Source organism: Bifidobacterium samirii (genome assembly GCF_003952945.1).
Taxonomy (GTDB): domain Bacteria; phylum Actinomycetota; class Actinomycetes; order Actinomycetales; family Bifidobacteriaceae; genus Bifidobacterium; species Bifidobacterium samirii.
Genome location: NZ_QXGK01000005.1, coordinates 110,780 through 128,862 on the forward strand (window position 1 = coordinate 110,780; position 18,083 = coordinate 128,862).

13 protein-coding genes are annotated in these 18,083 nt (G+C 67.2%); 4 read left to right on the forward strand and 9 right to left on the reverse strand.

Annotated features, from left to right (window positions below; translation table 11 throughout):
* Nucleotides 1-52 precede the first annotated feature (52 nt).
* From D2E24_RS03875 to D2E24_RS10440, 3 genes are read left to right on the forward strand one after another with little or no spacing between them, the layout of a single operon-like run.
* Nucleotides 53-1,054 (forward strand): NUDIX domain-containing protein, encoded by a 1,002-nt coding sequence (locus tag D2E24_RS03875; protein WP_420897472.1) that lies wholly within the window; start codon nucleotides 53-55, stop codon nucleotides 1,052-1,054.
* A gap of 1 nt (nucleotide 1,055) precedes the next feature.
* The gene (locus tag D2E24_RS03880; RefSeq protein WP_125968017.1) at nucleotides 1,056-3,338 is read left to right on the forward strand and encodes a DUF6049 family protein; all 2,283 of its coding nucleotides are present in this window, start codon (nucleotides 1,056-1,058) and stop codon (nucleotides 3,336-3,338) included.
* A complete protein-coding gene (locus D2E24_RS10440) occupies nucleotides 3,335-7,444 on the forward strand; it encodes a murein biosynthesis integral membrane protein MurJ (RefSeq protein WP_206430917.1) in 4,110 nt (1,369 codons plus the stop codon). The genes D2E24_RS03880 and D2E24_RS10440 overlap by 4 nt, the downstream gene beginning before the upstream one ends.
* 91 nt (nucleotides 7,445-7,535) lie before the next feature.
* Here D2E24_RS10440 and trxB read toward each other — a convergent pair whose 3' ends face one another.
* From trxB to rsmG, 4 genes are all read right to left on the reverse strand, one after another.
* Nucleotides 7,536-8,558: a thioredoxin-disulfide reductase gene (gene trxB / locus D2E24_RS03890; RefSeq protein WP_164520990.1), complete on the reverse strand. Its 1,023-nt coding sequence runs from the start codon at nucleotides 8,556-8,558 to the stop codon at nucleotides 7,536-7,538.
* A 542-nt stretch (nucleotides 8,559-9,100) separates the two neighbouring features.
* Nucleotides 9,101-10,507: a ParB/RepB/Spo0J family partition protein gene (locus tag D2E24_RS03895; RefSeq protein ID WP_420897473.1), complete on the reverse strand. Its 1,407-nt coding sequence runs from the start codon at nucleotides 10,505-10,507 to the stop codon at nucleotides 9,101-9,103.
* Nucleotides 10,508-10,601: 94 nt separating this feature from the next.
* Complete coding sequence (locus tag D2E24_RS03900; RefSeq protein WP_420897469.1) at nucleotides 10,602-11,588, reverse strand: ParA family protein; 987 nt, start codon at nucleotides 11,586-11,588, stop codon at nucleotides 10,602-10,604.
* Between the two features lie 438 nt (nucleotides 11,589-12,026).
* Nucleotides 12,027-12,692, reverse strand: coding sequence for a 16S rRNA (guanine(527)-N(7))-methyltransferase RsmG (gene rsmG / locus D2E24_RS03905; RefSeq protein ID WP_125968046.1), 666 nt, complete (start codon nucleotides 12,690-12,692; stop codon nucleotides 12,027-12,029).
* 644 nt (nucleotides 12,693-13,336) lie between these two features.
* On the opposite strand from rsmG, the gene D2E24_RS03910 reads away from it, so the two are divergent.
* A complete protein-coding gene (locus D2E24_RS03910) occupies nucleotides 13,337-14,668 on the forward strand; it encodes an ATP-binding protein (protein ID WP_164520992.1) in 1,332 nt (443 codons plus the stop codon).
* Between the two features lie 595 nt (nucleotides 14,669-15,263).
* Here D2E24_RS03910 and D2E24_RS03915 read toward each other — a convergent pair.
* From D2E24_RS03915 to rpmH, 5 genes are all read right to left on the reverse strand, one after another.
* Nucleotides 15,264-15,776, reverse strand: a complete 513-nt coding sequence (locus D2E24_RS03915; RefSeq protein WP_125968020.1) for a Jag family protein — start codon at nucleotides 15,774-15,776, stop codon at nucleotides 15,264-15,266.
* Between the two features lie 124 nt (nucleotides 15,777-15,900).
* Entirely contained in the window at nucleotides 15,901-16,929 is a 1,029-nt protein-coding gene (yidC, locus tag D2E24_RS03920) for a membrane protein insertase YidC (protein ID WP_206430918.1), read from the reverse strand.
* Nucleotides 16,929-17,240, reverse strand: coding sequence for a membrane protein insertion efficiency factor YidD (gene yidD / locus D2E24_RS03925; protein WP_164520995.1), 312 nt, complete (start codon nucleotides 17,238-17,240; stop codon nucleotides 16,929-16,931). The genes yidC and yidD overlap by 1 nt, the downstream gene beginning before the upstream one ends.
* 17 nt (nucleotides 17,241-17,257) lie before the next feature.
* Nucleotides 17,258-17,626, reverse strand: coding sequence for a ribonuclease P protein component (gene rnpA / locus D2E24_RS03930; RefSeq protein ID WP_125968023.1), 369 nt, complete (start codon nucleotides 17,624-17,626; stop codon nucleotides 17,258-17,260).
* 22 nt (nucleotides 17,627-17,648) lie between these two features.
* A complete protein-coding gene (rpmH, locus tag D2E24_RS03935) occupies nucleotides 17,649-17,783 on the reverse strand; it encodes a 50S ribosomal protein L34 (protein ID WP_007054596.1) in 135 nt (44 codons plus the stop codon).
* Nucleotides 17,784-18,083 lie beyond the last annotated feature (300 nt).

An 18,083-nucleotide genomic window follows, 5' to 3' on the forward strand; every position in this document is an offset into this window, starting at 1 on the left:
CGACCATGCGTCGCCTCGTCATGCCCTGGACCCGCTGGCGCCCGACCGACTCATGTACACGTCGCAGACCGCGCCCGCCGAGCAGGAGCCGTCGCCGACGCGCGCCCGCGTCACGCCGTCCGACGTGTTCGGCCGCGCGCGCCGCTGCGGCCAGCGCGACGACGCGCCGTGCGCCGCCGACCTGCCCGGCGTCGCCGACGACGCCGCAGCGGACGCCCCGACCAAGCCGGAAGGACCGTCCGATCCGACGGTTCCGACCGCGCGGACGGTTCCGGCCGTCCCGACCGCACCGGTCGCCGGCGATGCCGCCGACACGACCGTCATCTCTGAAGCCGCCATCTGCGCCGGCGGCCCGGACGCCGCCCTTATCGTCGCCGATGACGATGCGACCGTCGCCGACGTCGCCGAAGACGCCGCGATATCCGCCGACGCGCAGCAGACGGCGGACGAGACCGCGACGCAGGTCGCGACGACCGCGCTCGCGGCCGCGGTCGCCTCCGACCGCACCATCATCGCCGCGACGATCGTCACCGCGTCACGACGCCCGTCGCCGGCGAACATGCCGCAGCGGCGCACGTCGGACGGGCCGACCACGTTCGCGTCGCTCGACGCGCAGGAACTGCCGGTCGTACGCGAATACTCGGCGGGCGGACTCGTGTTCGACGAGCACGGCCGGGTCGCGATCATCGCCCGGCATTCACGCAGCGGGCACCTGGAATGGTGCCTGCCGAAGGGGCACATCGAGAAGGGGGAGACGCCGCAGCAGACGGCCGTGCGCGAAGTGCACGAGGAGACCGGGATCCTCGGCGAGGTGGTCGACTCGATCGCCACGATCGACTACTGGTTCACCGGCACCACGCAGCGCGTCCACAAGCTCGTGCACCACTACGCGCTGAGGCAGATCGGCGGCCATCTGACCGTCGAAGGGGACCCCGACCACGAGGCCGAGGACGCCATCTGGGTCGACTTCGCCGACCTCGACGGCGTGCTCAGCTATCCTAATGAACGCAAGATCGCATGGCTTTACGCCAGGAAACTGAACAGGCAGGCATGACGTGACCACTCCCCCGACGAACCGCGCGCGACGCATCGCGCAACGCGCGTGGGCGGCGATGGCGGCGGCGGCGCTGGTGCTGGGCGCGGGGGCGGGCATGACGCTCCTTGCGCCGCGGGCGCTCGCCGACGACGCCGACCGGCAATCATCCCTCAGCGGCGACGGCGGCACCGGTGCGACCGGCGGCGGCACGGCCGACGCCGCCGATACGGCCGACGGCGATCAGTCGGGTGGCCAGTCGGCCGAGCAGCCGGCGAGCGCCGACGAGCCGACGCTGACGATCGACGAGGCGACGGCGGTCGTCACCGCGTCGTCGGGCTGGCGCATCCGGGTGACCGTCGCGAACGGCACCGACCGTACGATGCCGTCGGGCACGCTGACCGCGTTGGTGAACGCGGCGCATGTCTTCGCATCCCGCACCGATATCCAGGACTGGTCGCAGGGCGAGGTGCCGATTCCCACGCCCGATGTGCTTGGCGCCGTGGATGTGCCCGAGCTGAAGCCGGGTGCGAGCGCCACGGTCACGGTCGATGCGAGCGCCGACGTGCTGGCGTCGATCGCCGTGTGGGGGCCCAAGCCGGTGCTGCTCGACTATGCGGCGGGCGACCCGTCAGCGCAGAGCGCGCAGGATGCGCAGAACGGTACGGGCGCCGGCTCGGACGCCGCCGCGGGCGCGCATGTCCAGGTCCACACGTTCCTGACGCGCTCGTCGGACGGCATGGCGTCCGGTCAGACGCCGGCGATGGATATGACGGTCGCACTGCCGATCGCGTCGGACGGCTGGGATGCGGATGCGGATGCGATCTCGTCGCTGGTCGAGGACGGCGACACGGACGCCGAGGATGCGGCGGGCGTCGTCGTGGACGATGCGGACGCGCAGCAGGAGCGGCGGCTGCAGCAGCTGTCGGTCGCGCATCCGGCGCTGCAGATCGTCGCCGATCCGGCGACGTTGAAGGCGGCGGGCATGCCCGCGCAGGTGACGGCGCTGATGCAGCCGTCCGGGTTCGACATCACCGCGTACGCCGCGTACGGCGACGCGGACGCGTATGCGGCGGCCGGCGTCGATGACGCGGATTGGAGCGCGCAGACCGCGCTCGACGACTATCGAGACGCGATCGGCGACCAGAATGCGTCCGGCAGCGTCGTCGCATGGCAGGGGGATGCCGCGTGGTCGCTCGATTCGTTGACGACGGCGAAGCGGCAGGGGTATGACGTGGTCGTCGCCGACCATGAGTTCGACGACAGCGATGATTCGACCGTGCATACCGGCACGGTCGTGGTGCCCACCGATGCGGGCGATGTGACGGTGCTGACCCAGCAGCGTGAGCTGAGCCGTCTGGCCCAGGGGCAGGCGACGAGCGACGCGTCGGACGGCGAGACGAGCGTGGCGGGCCGTCTGGCGCGCTTCGTCGCGCAGAGCGCGTTCTATCAGATGGAACAGCCGTACACGTCGCGCAATCTGCTGGTGTGCTTCGGCCAGAACGCGGACATGACGATGGTGGATACGCTGATGGCCGCACTGGAGCAGGCGCCGTGGCTGCATCTGACCGACCTGTCGACGCTCGAGCAGGCGGAGCCGCTCGCGTCGGGCGACAACGCGCTGTCGATGGTCGCCGACTCCGCCCAGCTGGACGATACGGAGTCCGCCGAGGTCGCATCGACGCTCTCCGCGTTGCAGGGCAGCCGCGACGACATCACGCGCATCACGCGCGATGTCGTCGATGCCGGCGACGGCAAGGTGTCCGGCCGGGCCGCATCATGGTCGGACGCGCTGCTCGCCGCGCAGTCGGCGTGCGCGCGCACGGCGCTGGGCGGCGACGCGGACGTCGCGCAGCGCATGACGCAGGGCGCCGCCGCGATCGCGTCGTGGCTGACCGACGGCATCGTCATCACGCCGACCGAGTCGGTGAGTGTGGTCAGCGAGACCGCGCAGATGCCGGTGACGGTCAGCAACACGCTCCCCTACCCCGTGCACGTCCAGGTGCGCTCGTCGACCGGGTCGATGGAGATCGTCACGTCGCGTAGCGCCGACGTGGACGTGCCGGCGCACGGCGACGCGCAGGTGACGTTCAAGATCCGCGTCTCCGCGTCCGGTTCGGCCCGTGCGACGCTCACGCTGCACGACCGTGACGGCCGCCAGTTCGGCTCGTCGCGCACGACCGACATCACGAGCGTGCTGCGCATCAGCGACATGAGCGGCTTCGTGATCATCGGCCTGGCCGTGCTGCTCGGCCTGCTGGGCCTGTGGCGTCAGTTCCATCGCGAGAAGGATCCCGACGAATGAGTTCATCCCTGGGCCGCAATTCCCTGATCATGGCCTCCGGTACGGCCGCGAGCCGCGTCACCGGGCAGATCCGCACGATCCTGCTGGCCGCCGCGCTCGGTACGACGGGCCTGGCCGCGAACGCCTACCAGGCGGGGTCGATGATCCCGCAGGCGCTGTTCACGCTCGTCTCGGGCGGCATCTTCAACGCGGTGCTGGTCCCGCAGATCGTGCGCGCGCTGGAGCAGGAGGACGCCGAGGACCGGCTCAACAAGCTGATCACGCTCGCCGTCTCCCTGCTGGCCGGGGTGACGCTGCTCATGGCCGTCGCCACGCCGCTGCTGACCCGCCTGTACGTGTCCGCCGACGACCCCGACCTGACGGCCCTGACGAACGCGTTCACGCTGTGGTGCATGCCGCAGATCTTCTTCTACGGCCTGTACACGGTGATCGGCCAGATCCTCGCCGCCAAGGACCGGTTCGGCATGTACGCGTGGAGTTCGGTGGGCGCGAACGTGATCAGCTGCGCCGGCTTCACGATGTTCCTCGTCCTGTTCGGCCGTGCCAGCGAGCAGCCGCTTGATTTCTGGACCGCCGACCGCCTGCTGCTGACGGCCGGCACGTGGACGCTGGGCGTCGCGTTCCAGGCGCTCATCCTGTTCGTGCCGCTGACCCGCTGCGGCATCCGCTACCGGCCTAAGTTCGGCGTGGACGGCATCGGCCTGCGTTCGATGGGCGCGGTGGCCGGCTGGAGCCTCGGCATCGTGGTCATCGACCAGCTGGCCAACATCGTCACGACCCGCATCGCCACGTCGGCGCCCGCGCGCGCGGAGGCGCTGCTGGGCCTGCCGAAGGTGGACGTGGCCGGCAACGCGACGTATCAGAACGCGTTCACGCTGTACATGCTGCCGTATTCGCTGATCGCCGTGTCGGTGGCGACGGCCCTGTTCCCGCGCATCTCGCGCGCGATCGCGGACGGGCGCATCGGCGAGGCGCGCGAGGCGTTGAGCGCGTCGCTGCGCAACGTGGGCGTGCTCATGATGTTCTTCTCGGTCGCGTTCGTCGTGATGCCCACGCCGATCATCCTCGCGCTGCTGCCGTCGGTGAGCGTGCATGAGGCGGCGCTGATCGCCGCGCCGCTCACCCTGCTGGGTCTCGGCCTGCCGATCACCAGCATGTATCTGATCATCCAGCGCACGTTCTACGCGTTCGAGGACGGCCGCACGCCGTTCCTGTTCATGGTGCTGTTCAACGCGATCTTCGTCGTGATGATCCTCGCCGGCGAGGCGACGCTGATGCCGACCACCTGGGTCACGCTCATCGGCCTGGCCGCCTCGCTCGGCCATCTGGTCGCGTTCCCGTTCCTGATCCCGCCGCTGCGGCGCCGCTTCGACGGCTCGTTCGACGGCCGTCGCATCGCCGGATCGCTCGCCCGCGCGCTCGTCGCCGCGGTCGTCGCCGCGATCGGCGGTCTGCTGATGCGCGTCCCCGCGTACGCGCTCGTCGGCGCGGACCTCGTGCCGGCGGGCGCCCTCGACAGGCCGGACGACGGGCGGACCGCGGCCGGCGGATTCCCGTCCGTCGGACCGGATGCCGCCATGATGAACTGGCCGCAGGCGATCGGCGTGTGCGTCATCCTCACCATCGTCATCACCGTGCTGTACGTGAGCGCGCTGTGGGTGCTGCGCTCGCGCGAGCTGATGGACGTCGTCGCGATGGTCTCGTCGCGGCTGGGCCGTCGTACGCCGGCCGCCGAGGGCGCCGCCGCCGATGCGGTGCCGTCGACGTCGGCGTCGTCGTCGGAGACGGCATCGGCGACGCCGGACGATGCCGCGACCGACGACGACGCGACCATCGCGATGCCGGTCCGCACCGCGGCCGAGGCCGCCGCGTCGGCCGCCGACACCGTCCCGGTCGCCCCCAACGACCCCGACGCGACGATCATGCTCGACGCCATCCCGGCGGTCGGACAGGCGGCCGCCCGCCCGGCCGTCACCGCGTCGCAGCCGCCGTTCCACCCGTCGACGGAGGAGGTCCCCTCGACCACACCGACGGTTAGAATGTCACCCGAATCATCGCAACAGTCTTTGCATTACGGAGTCCGCATGAAGCCTCGTCTGGGAGATACGATCATCAACCGCTATACGCTGGTGTCACCGCTGCGCGAGGAACCCGGATTGCAGGCGTGGCGCGCCAGCGACCGCGTGCTCACCCGCGACTGCCAGCTGTTCCTCGTCACCGACCGCAAGGCGATCCCCGCCGTCAACGCCGTCGCCTCGACCGTGTCGCTGATGGCCGACCGCCGCTTCACGCCGGTGCTGGGACTGCATCAGGCCGAGGACGTGCTCGTGCTCGTCACCGCCGAGGACGCCGGCCTGTCCCTCACCGACTATCTGCAGGGCCGTACCGGCCGCGTCCTCAGCTACGAGGCGATCCGCGCGATCGTCGGCGAGACGCTCGACGCGGTCCAGCTGCTGCTCGCGCGCGGCGTCGAGCATCCGGCGCTGGGCACCGACACGATCCGCGTGAGCGCCGCCGGCATCCAGATCGCCGACCTGCCCGTCGCCTCGATGCTCGCCCCGGTCGCCCTGGACGCCTCGTCTCGCGCCGGCACCGGCGAGACGCGCTCCATCCGCCAGCTGTCGGCGCTCCTGTACGCGCTGCTCACGCACACGCCGTCCCGCACCGGCGACGACGCCTCCTACGACATCGCCGCCCTGCCGGCGGACACCCCCGAGGAGTTCCGTCTGATCTGCCGCCGCGGCCTCGGCCTCGCCGCCACGCCGATGTCGTCGCTCGCGGAGGTCGACGCGCTGCTCGGCGCGTGGACGCCGCTCAACAAGCTCAACGAACGCGACATCGCATTGCCGTCCGTCGCCGGCCGCGGCTCCGTCGCCGCCGTGACGCTGCTGCCGACCGACCCGCAGGACGTCATCGACGTGCCCGCGTCGATCGTCAACTCGACGCCGATGCCGTCGCTGGCGCTCGCCACGCCGCGCTTCTCCAGCGCGCTCGACTCGGAGGACGTCATGGACGTCACCCCGCTCAAGGGCGACCTGTTCTCCGGATTCAACGACACGCAGGCCACGTCGTCGATCAACCGCAGCACGCTCGGCCTGGACGTGTCGCAGGTCCGCCATGACGAGGGTGCGGCGACGACCGCCAGCCCGCGCGGCGACGCCGGCATGTACGTCGCCTCCGCCGCGTCCCCCGCCGCGGGCGCGTACGCGGCGGCCGACGGCATGGCGACGAGCGTCATCCCCACCGGTGCGACGGGCGCCGCCGGCACGGCGGGGGCGGCCGCCACGCCGTCGTCCGCCCCCGCCGACGACCAGGGCGCCGGCGAGCGCACGCAGGTCATCCCGCCGATCCAGCCGGGCCAGATGCCGTCGTTCGCGCCCGACGCCACCGGCGCGAAGGCCGCGGGCGCGGACGTCAAGACGCCGTACGTCGTGCGCGCGTACCGCAACGAGGAGGAGGACTTCTCCGACCAGACGCTGTTCGCGAACCTGCCGACCAAGATCATCACCGTGATCGTCGGTCTCCTCGTCGTCGTCGCGGCCGGCTTCGGCGCCGTGTACGCGCTCAATCTCAGCACCGCGCCGAACATCGGCGGCGCGGACGCCTCCGACCCGTGGTCCACGGAGAACCTCGACGACGTGCCGTTCGGTGCCTCCGACAACGCGTCCGCGTCCAAGGACGACGACAAGGACAAGCAGGACGACGCCGCCAAGGACGATCAGACCGACGACCAATCCAAGGACGACGACAAGGACAAGGACGAGAACTACGAGAACAACACGCCGCTGACGATCACGTCGCAGGACTTCGTCGAGAACCCGGGCGGCCAGTCCGGCTACGCGTACCACCTGCACCTCGACCAGAAGCAGAAGGTGTACCGTCTGAGCATCACGATCCGCTCCTCCGGCGGCCACGGCTACCTGCGCACCGACACGACCGGCGACCCGACCCAGGGCACGCAGGTCGCCGATTTCACGTTCGACGAGTCCGGCACCACCGAGGTCAAGTTCGACAAGGTGACCGAGACGCAGGACGTGATCGTGTGGGTGCCGCTCGACAGCCTGCCCGGCAACCAGTTCTACATCGACAAGGTCCAGCTGTTCTGACGGACCGCCCCGACTCTCCGGTTATGAAGAAGCCTCCCCGACGGGAGGCTTCTTCCGTATTACGGTCGGATGGTCACCGGATTGGCCGCGGTCACTCGCCGGCGAGGTACGCCTGCGCGTCGAGCGCGGCGCGGCAGCCCATACCGGCGGCGCTGATCGCCTGACGGTACGTGCGGTCGACGACGTCGCCGGCCGCGAACACGCCGGCGGCCGACGTGCGCGTCGACGCGCCGTCTACGACGATGTACCCGTCGTCGTCCAGCTCCACCGCGCCGTCGAGGAATCCGGTGGACGGCGTGTGGCCGATGGCGACGAACACGCCCTCGGCCGGCAGGTCAGTCGTCTCGCCGGTGACGACGTCGCGCAGCGTCAGCGACGTCGCGCCGGAATCGTCGCCGTTGACGCGTTCGACGACCGCGTTCGTAGCGAACGCGATCTTCTCGTTCTGCCGCGCGCGTTCGACCATGATCGCCGACGCGCGGAACTCGCCGCGCCGGTGCACGATCGTCACCGACGAGCCGAAACGGGACAGGAACAGCGCCTCCTCGAACGCGCTGTCGCCGCCGCCGACGACCGCGATCGGCCGGCCGCGGAAGAAGAAGCCGTCGCAGGTGGCGCAGTAGGAGACGCCGCGGCCGGAGAACTCCTCCTCGCCGGGCACGCCCAGCTTGCGGTAGCGCGAGCCGGTCGTGACGACCACGGCGCGCGCGTGCAGCACGTCGCCGCCGTCGAGCGTGAGGGTCTTGACGTCGCCGGTCAGGTCGGCGGACACGACGTCGTCGTAGACGAGCCGCGCGCCGAAGCGTTCGGCCTGGCGCTGCATCGCGTCCATCAGGTCGGGTCCCATGATGCCGTCCGGGAAGCCGGGGAAGTTCTCGACCTCGGTGGTGTTGACGAGCTGGCCGCCAGGCGTCAGCGCCCCGGCCACGACCAGCGGCCGGTAGCCGGCGCGCCCCAGGTAGATGGCCGCCGTATAGCCGGCCGGACCGGATCCGATGATGACGACGTCCTGCACGTCGTCCTGCGTTGCGTGCTGCGATGCCGCGACGGGCGCGACGGCGGCGGCATCGCCGTTCGCCGCTCCGCCCAGCGTGATCTTCATGGCTGTGTTCATGCGCTCCACTGTACCAACCCGCCGCCGCCCGCCCGCGCGCCTTCGCGCAGAGCGGGCAAGCCGGCTCTTCGCACGGTGCGGAAGGGGCATACGGTCCCATCGCCGGCTGAATCCGTATGAACTTCCGATCTGAGGGGAAGAATCGGGCCCTCGCATGCTTCTTTCCGCCAACTGAGGGGAAAGATTCCTCCGATTCGAAGGTCGATTCCCAAGGGTTTCCAGATGGAAAAGGACTGATGGGCCGAAGTTCTCCGGCCGGCCCGTCCCCTCAGATCGCCGAAAGAAGCGTGCAAGGGCCCGATTCTTCCCCTCACTAGGCCGATTGCCTCACAGCCTTGCCCCCGGAGGTATTGCGCCACCGCGGTATCCGTTGCGAAGCCGGAACCCAACAGCTGGGATCTCCGCACATTGAATGAAACCGCGACCTTCACATGTCACCAATCGGAGTATCCGGGAATACGAAAAGGCTTGTCGGCACGGGGTTATCCCGTGCCGACAAGCCTCGTTTCCGATTCGCTCCGGCCTATCCGAACGTCCGGCGGCTACTTCCAGCCATCGTCCGAACCGGCGGCGTCCGCGCCGTCGCCGGCGGCGGGCATGAGCAGGTCGAGGATGCGGTCCATGTCCTCCGGCGAGGAGAACACGATCTCGATGCGGCCGTGCTGCTTCGAGCCCTTGATCGACACCTTGGTGTCGAAGCGGTTCTCGAGATGCTGCTGCACGGTCGAGCCGGCCCACGGGTTGTTCTTGTTGGTGCGGGCCTTGCGCGGCTGCTCGCCGGCGGCGATCATCATCGACACGATCTCCTCGGTCGAACGCACCGACAGCCCCTCGGCGATGATGCGCGTGGCGAGCTTGTCCATCTCGGCCTCGTCGCTGAGCGCCAGCAGGGCGCGCGCGTGGCCCGCGGACAGCACGCCCGCGGCGACGCGCTTCTGCACGGCGGCCGGCAGGTTGAGCAGTCGCAGCGTGTTCGCGATCTGCGGACGCGACTTCGACACGGACTTCGACAGCTGCGCCTGGGTGAGACCGAACTCCTCGATCATCTGCTGGTAGGCGGCGGCCTCTTCGAGCGGGTTGAGCGCGACCCTGTGCAGGTTCTCCAGCAGCGCGTCGCGCAGCATGTCGGTGTCGGCGGTGGTCTTCACGATCGCCGGGATCGTGTCCATGCCGGCCTTCTGCGAGGCGCGCCAGCGGCGCTCGCCCATGATCAGCTCGTACGGGCTGTCCATGCGGCCGGGTGCGGCGTTCTGCGCGGCGTCATCGCCGTCCGTGCCGGCTGCCGCGGTTTCGGCCATGCGGCGGCGGTATTCCTCGATCTGGGAGACGGGTCGGCGGCGCACGACGATCGGCTGCAGCACGCCCACCTCGTTGATGGAGGCGGCGAGTTCGGCCAGTTCGTCCTCGTCGAAGATGGTACGCGGCTGGTGCGCGTTGGGGCCGATGTCGCCGATGCGCAGTTCGGCGAGGTAGCCGCCGGCGACCGGCTTGAGTTCCGGTTCGGCGGAGGCGTCGTCGGCGGCGGACGATGCGGCGGCGTTCTTCGCCGACCGTGCGCCCGATGCGGCGGTCTTGGCTGCGGCCTTCGCGCCGCGGCCGCCCTTGCCGCCCTTCTTCGCGGCGGGCGCGCCCGATGCGGCGTCGTCGGTCGGCGCGGCGGCTGCGGCGGTGCCGGCGGATGCCGGAGCGGCGGTCGTCACCGTCTCGCCGAAGAACAGGTCGGCGGGGTGGGCGATGTCGTCGAGTCCGGGCATCGTCGCGCGCTTGCCGGCGCGCAGTGTCACCTTGTTCTCCATCGACGGACGCTTGCGGTCCATGCCGGGTTCGGCGGCGGCCGCGGCGTCGACGGGATCGACGGCCGGCGTCGGTGCGGCGGCCGGCGTCGCGGCGGCCGGCACGACCGGCGCGACGGCCGGAGCGGCCGCGGGCATGCCTATCAGGCCCGGCATCGCCGGCAGGCCGGCGGCCGGCTCGTCGTGCGTGTCGCCCGGCAGGTCGGGGAACAGCGCGCCCAAGCCCTTGCCCAAACGTGACTTCGCCATATCAGTGCTCTCCTCGCTTGATCGCAATCGCTTCCAGTGCCTGCGGGGACCGCTTCGCGATCTCCAGCGCCGCCTCCCGGTAGGCCGTCGAGCCCAGGCAGCGGCGATCGTAGGCGATCACGCTCTGGCTGAAGCTCGGCGCCTCGGAGATCTTCACCGTGCGCGGGATGGTGGTGTTGAGCACGATGGACGGGTAGTGGCGCTTGACTTCGTCGTACACCTCGCGGCTGAGCAGGGTACGGCGGTCGAACATCGTGACCAGCATCGTCGAGACGAGCAGGGTCGGGTTGTAGTGCTTCTGGATGAGGCCGATGGTGTTGATGAGCTGGCCGAGGCCTTCGAGCGCATAGTATTCGGCCTGGATCGGGATGAGCATCTCGTTGACGGCGCACATCGAGTTGATGACGAGCAGGCCCAGGCTCGGCGGGCAGTCGATGAACACGTAGTCGTAGTGGTCGGGCGACGAGGCGAGGAACGTGTTGACGGCGTCGCGCAGCAGGCCGTTGCGGTTGGGCGAGTCGGCGACCTCGAGTTCGGCGCCGCTCAGGTCGATGGACGAGGGCACGACGTCGAGGGTCGGGAAGTCGGGGCAGGTCTGCTTGATGCCGGCGATGGTGGCGCGGCCTTCGAGCACGTCGTAGACGGACGGCATGCCGGAGCCGTGTTCGATGCCGAGCGCGGTCGACGCGTTGCCCTGCGGGTCCATGTCGATGACGAGGATGCGCGCGCCGGCGAGCGCGAGCGCCGCGGCGATGTTGACGGTCGTCGTGGTCTTGCCGACGCCGCCCTTCTGGTTGGCGACGGCGATGAGGCGCGTCTGGGACGGCTTGGGGAATTCGACGCCTTCGAGCGCGGCGTAGCGGGCGCGCTCCTGGGCGACCTGTACGCCGAGCGAGGGTTCGGATCCCCCGAAGATACGTTCGATCGTCTGCGTCACGGATTCTGGTTCGGGCATCATTCCGGCGGATCGTGCGTCTGCGGTGGACACGGCCCCTCCTTTACAAGACAGTATGTTCCAGTGTTGTGGTGTGCATGGACATGGTCGCAGCTGCGATCACGGGTGGTTGCGGTGCGTGGGCGGCTGGTTCGCCGCGCGGTTGCGGGTCGGATTGCGGCCTGGTTGCGGCGCGGTTGCGGACGTCTGTGTGGATGCGGTCATACCGGTTGTGGACGATCATCCGAGTTATCCACAAGGTTATCCACATGTCTGTGGATAACTGTGGACAATGCACATCATTCCGCTTCGCGGCCGGCCGCTCCGACACCGCCAATGCGTTGCGACACTTGGGTTTCGACGAGGCTGCACCGACGTTATCGGCGATGTGGATAACTCGCTCGCGTTATCCACATACCGCCCGCATGACGTTGTGGACAACGCGGTTATCCACAATCGTCCGTCCGTGGTTGCACCCGCGCGGACGACCGGCTAGCGTCGTTCCACGATGACCACGCGCGTGGGTTCCAGCCCCGGTGCGACCGGCGCTTCGACCACGCGCGGGTTCGCTCCCCCGCGCTTGGCGATCTCCTTGGCGGCCTTGTCGATCTCGGCCTGGGCGGAGCGCCCCTTGAGGGCGATCAGCCGGCCGTGCGGCTTGAGCAGCGGCAGGGTCCAGCCCGACAGCTTGGTCATTGGCGCGACGGCACGGCAGGTCACGACGGCGTACGGATGCACGTCGCGGCGGCGGATGTCAGCGATGACCTCTTCGGAACGGGCGCGACGGATCGTCACGTTGTCCAATCCCATCAGGTCGACGCATTCGGCCAGCCATTCGACGCGGCGTTCCATCGGCTCGATGAGCGTGAACCGATGGTCGGGCAGGCAGGCGGCCGCGACGAGGCCGGGGAATCCGCCGCCGGAGCCGACGTCGGCGACGGTCTTGAACCGTTCGCCGTCGGTCGCCTCGCGGATGAACGGCACGACCGCGGCCGAATTGAGGATGTGGCGCTCCCACACGATCGGCACGTCGCGCGGACCGATCAGACCGCGCGGCTCGCCTTCGTCCATCAGCTTGCCGTGGAAGCGTTCCAGCTTGTCCAGCGCGTCGCCGAGCACCTCGCCCAACAGCGGAGAGCCGTCCAACTCGTCGACCACCGGACCGGCCGGGGCTTCGACCGGCGCGGAGGCCTTTGCGGACACATCGGACGGAGCGGATGTTTCATGTGAAACATCGCGGATTTCCTCACCCATGACCATCACTTTCCCATGATTGCAATGCACACTATCTGCCGCAACAATACCAAAGAAGCCCCCTCGACTCACTCCGCCCACACTGCCGACCCCCATTTTCCATCAGAAAATGTTTCACGTGAAACATATCTACAGGCACAACGGCACCCCCCCCCCGGCATCGTCGCAATCCGCACAGAATCAGGCACCGTCATACAGATTGCGACGCCGACAGGCCCGCCATCGCCACAATTCCGCAAACAAGAAGACGCCGTCATACCGATTGCGACGCAAACCACCCCAACAGCGTCGCAATCCGCAAACCAATCGGACGGATGTACGGATTGCGTCACAGCCTACGACTCATCATGTCTTTTGCCGGAATGAACTACACATTCGTTACATTTTTTGCACCATAAAGATAATTCATCATCATGTTTTTTGCATAGAAGAGCGGTCATGTCGTCGGAATTTTTGTACAACAAGGTCATAGCCATCTATACTGGGCATGGGAAAGAGGCTCTGCAACAGATCTCGGGAAAGGGGAAGCTACAATGAAACGTGATGTCATGACCAAACTGGAGCAATGGAGTCGTTCACGGCATCGTCGCCCTCTGGTGCTGTGCGGCGCACGGCAGGTCGGCAAAACCTATGCGCTACAGGAACTCGGACGGCTTCACTACAATTCGTGTGCCTACGTCAATCTCATGGACCCATCGGCACGGTCGGTGTTCGCGTCCTCCGGATACGACGCCCGGCAGGCATTGGAAAACATCAGCGTGTTCACGGGAATCCGCATCGTCCCCGATCGCACGCTCGTCGTCATCGATGAGATCCAGGAGGAACCATCGGCGCTGACGCTGATGAAGGCGTTCGCGGAACAGACTCCGGGACACCACATCGCCGCGGCCGGATCATATCTCGGATTGTCCTACCATGCCGGACGATCATTCCCGGTCGGCAAGATCGACTCGATCGACATGTACCCACTGACGTTCCTGGAGTTCCTGCACGCCCACGGACAGACGGATCTGGCCGATATCGTGCGCTCTCTTGACTTCGGGCGTGCGGCGATGTTCGCCGACCGTCTCGAACGGATGCTTCGCCGATACTATTTCGTCGGCGGCATGCCGCAAGTCGTCAACGAATTCATCGAAGGCGATAACGACTATGCCGCGGCTCGCGCCCGGCAACTCGCATTGCTGTCCGACTATGACAATGATTTCTCCAAGCACAAGGGCGATGTTCCGGAGATCGACGTGGAGCGCGTCCGTCTGGCGTTCCGTTCCATTCCAGCCCATCTGGGCAGGGAGAACCACAAGTTCATGTTCGGACACATCGCACCGGGGGCACGCCGCACGCAATACGAGACGGCCATACAGTTCATCGTCGACTCGGGGTTAGCCCACCGCATACACCGCATCGGTAAGGTGCAGCTGCCGCTACGTGATTACGAGGATCTGTCCGCGTTCAAACTGTACATGCACGACGTCGGTCTCCTGGGGGCCGCGATGGGAGTCGACGCGCGCGACGTGCTGCTGTCGAACACGGTATTCGAGGAGTATAAGGGTGCCATGACCGAGCAGTACGTCTGCCAGCAGCTCGCCGCGGTCGGCCGGCAACCGTACTACTGGACTTCCGGAAAAGGCACCGCGGAAGTCGATTTCGTACTGCAGTACGATGGCCGTCCGGCTCCGGTGGAGGTCAAGGCCGAGGAGAACGTGCACGCCAAGAGCCTGCGCTTGCTCTGCAACGAGACCGGATTGCGCGGATACCGCACGTCGATGCGGGGATACCGGGAGCAGGACTGGCTGACCAATCTGCCGCTATGGTCGGTAGGCGCGTATTTCGATCCGGTCAACGACCCCGCCAACATCATTCCGCCCGAGGCGCTCGACTGAATGAGCGACGCCGATATGACGTAATCCAGTGTGATTCGTATGGAAGGACCACCATCGTACGAATCACGATGCAAAGCAGATCCCCGGCGTCGCAATCCGTACAGAATCCGGCACTGTCTTACAGGTTGCGACGCAAACCGGCCTGACAGCGTCGCAATCGGCAAGGGAATGGGACACTGTTTACGATTTGCGACGCAAACGGGAGCGACAGCGTCGTAACCCGTACAGAATCAGGCACCGTTTTGCAAGTTGCGACGCCAACAGACCTGCCAGCGTCGCAAGCCGTAGAGAGTCCGATATCTACTTACAAGTTGCGACGCAAATAGGGGCGGCAGCGTCGCAATCGGTATGGGAATGGGACGTCGGATACGGGTTACGACACACACCCCGGATACGACGACGGCCGCATACCTGAGGTATGCGGCCGGAAAGTCAGAGGCGGGGCCGGGACCGGAATCATCACGGACCGCCGGCAGTCCAGTCGGATGAACCGGACCTCGGCATCGGCGGCGGACGCCGGACGGATCAGTCCTCGTCGTCGGCGGCGGACGCCGGACGGATCAGTCCTCGTCGTCGGCGGCGGACGCCGGACGGATCAGTCCTCGTCGTCGGCGGAGGACGCCTTGAGGTAGACGGTCACGTAGCGGCGCGGCTCCTCGCCGTGCGAGCGGGACTTCATGCCCTCCTCGCGCACGACGTCGTGCACCACCTTGCGTTCGAACGAGTTCATCGGCTTGAGGTCGACGGCCTCGCCGGTCTCGCGCACCTCGTCGATCGCGTCGAGCGCGATGTCGCGCAGGCGCTGGCGCTTGCGCTTGAGGAAGCCGTCGACGTCCACGATGAGGTGCGAGCGTTCGCCGGTCTTCTGCTGGACGGCGAGCCGGGTCAGCTGCTGGAGCGCGTCCACGACCTCGCCGTTGCGTCCGATGAGATGCTTGATGTCGGCGTCGTCGTCGGCGACGATCTGCACCATCGGACGGCCGTTGCGGATGCCCATCTCGATGTCGCCGTCGTAGTCGGCGATGTCGAGCAGCTCCTCCAGATAGTCGGCGGCGATGTCGGCTTCCTCATTGAGCTGGTCGATCGTTTTCTCTTCTTCCTGCGCCATGGCACAACTCCTTATTCAGCAGGCGTTCTTTCGAGTCTAAGGTCAGTCTAAACCAAAGGTCCCGCCCGGACGAATCGGATTCCGTTCCGGCGGGACCTCACGGTCGGGTCCGAAGAGGGGCCGCTCAGCCCTTCTTCCTGCGGTTCTTGCGCTGGGGCTGCACGCGCTGGTAGCCCTGGGTGAGCTTGCGCTCGGCCTCCTCCTTGGCGCGGGCGAGCTCCTCCTCCTCGATGGAGATCTGCCCGGCCTTGGCGCGGCGGGCGTTCTCGCGGTCGTGGTCGCGCTTCTTCTTCGCCTCGGCGGCCGGCGTGCCCGGGGTCGGGAACTCGTAGACCTGCCACATCATGCGCAGCAGGTTGCAGATGTTGTTGGTGAGCCAGTAGACGAGCACGGCGAACGGCATCAGGATGCCGGAGAAGATGTACATGATCGGGAAGATCCACAGCATGGCCTTCTGCGTGCCGGCGGCGGGGCCGGCGAGCGCCTCGGGCGACATGTTGTGCTTCATGCTGTAGTGCTGCTGGAACCACAGGCCGCCGCACATGAGCGCCACGAACACGCCCATGATGATCTTGCCGTGCGTGCCGGAGCCGCTGAACGTGTCGGTGAAGCCGACGCCGATGATGTTGGACTGGGCGAACTGCTTGGCCTCCTCGACGCCGAACAGGCCGGCGGATCCGAACAGGGTGATCGGCTCGCGCACGCCGCGGGCGATGTAGGGGATGGCGGACAGGATGTAGAACATGCACATGAACACCGGGCTCTGGATGAGCAGCGGCAGGCAGGAGCCGGCCGGGTTCGCGTCGTTGTCCTGGTACAGCTTCATCGTCTCGCGCTGCATGGCCTCTTTGCTGGCCTGGTCGTTCTTGCCCTTGTACTTGTTCTGGATGCGCTGCAGCTTGGGCTGGAGGGCCTGCATCTTGCGCATCGACTTCATCTGCTTGATGTAGATCGGCAGGATGCAGCTGTGCACGACGAGCACGAGGAAGATGATCGACAGCACCCACGAGAAGCCGACCGGCGACATGCCGATCAGCGTCAGCAGGCGGTGCAGCAGGCCCATCACCTGCATCATCAGCCATTCGACCGGGGTCAGCAGCTTGTACAGCCACCCCCAGAATCCGCTGTCCATCAGAAATTGATCGGAGTTGATCATGGTTGGGACTTCTCCTTAGGTCCGGCATGGTCGTCTTGCCAAGCCAGTGGTGTCAGTCGCGGTTCCTCATGGGCCTTCGACCAGGAACATCGGTAAAACACGGAGTACCGCTGCGGAACGTCGTCGATGCCGCCGCGGCTCCACGGCCTGCAGCGCAGCAGACGCAGTACGGCCAGCACTCCCCCACGAAACGCGCCGTACCGCTCCAACGCCTCGATGGCGTAGTTCGAGCAGCTGGGATAGTAGCGGCAGCAGGGCGGACGGTTCGCCGATATGGTGCGCTGATACCAGCGCACCGCGCGAACCATCCACCGGCGTGCCTGCATCAGCGGTCGCGTTTCGCCGTCTTGCGGGAAACGGCCGCGAACAACGACGCGACCTGATGGTCCAATGATGCGAAGTCGGCGTGCGCCGCGCTCGGTTTGGCGCGCATCACCACGTCGCATGATTCGGGAAGCGAGGATTCGTACCGGCGGGCCAGTACACGGAACCGTCGCTTCACCGCGTTACGGGTCACCGCATGGCCCACCGATTTGGAGACGGCAAGGCCGATGCGCCGGCCCAGGCCGTCCGCTTCGCCCATAACCAAGGAATCGCCGCGCACCAGATAGTGCACGACGATATCCTTGTCAGAGACCTTGCGGCGGCGCTTGAGCACGGTGACGAAGTCACGGTGGCTCTTCAGCCGCTCCACGTCGCTTACGCCGCTATAGGGTTCAGGCGGACAGGGACTTGCGGCCCTTGGCGCGACGGCGGTTGATCACGGCGCGGCCGGAACGAGTGCGCATGCGCAGGCGGAAGCCGTGCTTCATGTGACGGCGGCGGTTGTTCGGCTGGAATGTCCTCTTCATAGTTAACGCTCCCGGTTATTTTCAGCCGCGCGCGAGCACGGCTCCTCATGAGTCAAGCTCTACCAAGGTACTCGCACCCCTACCCACAAGTCAAAACGGTGGATGTTCTTTCACATTGCGGACGCCGCGGCCCGTTTCCCGACACGCCGCCGACTTGACGAAAACCGTTGCAATCCTAGGCGTGGGACGCCGAAAGTTATCCACAAACTACACACATGTTATTCACATTCCAATGATTGCAACACGCGAGCCTGTGGATAACTTCTATGATTCGGAGTAAAAATTGACTGTTGGTACTAT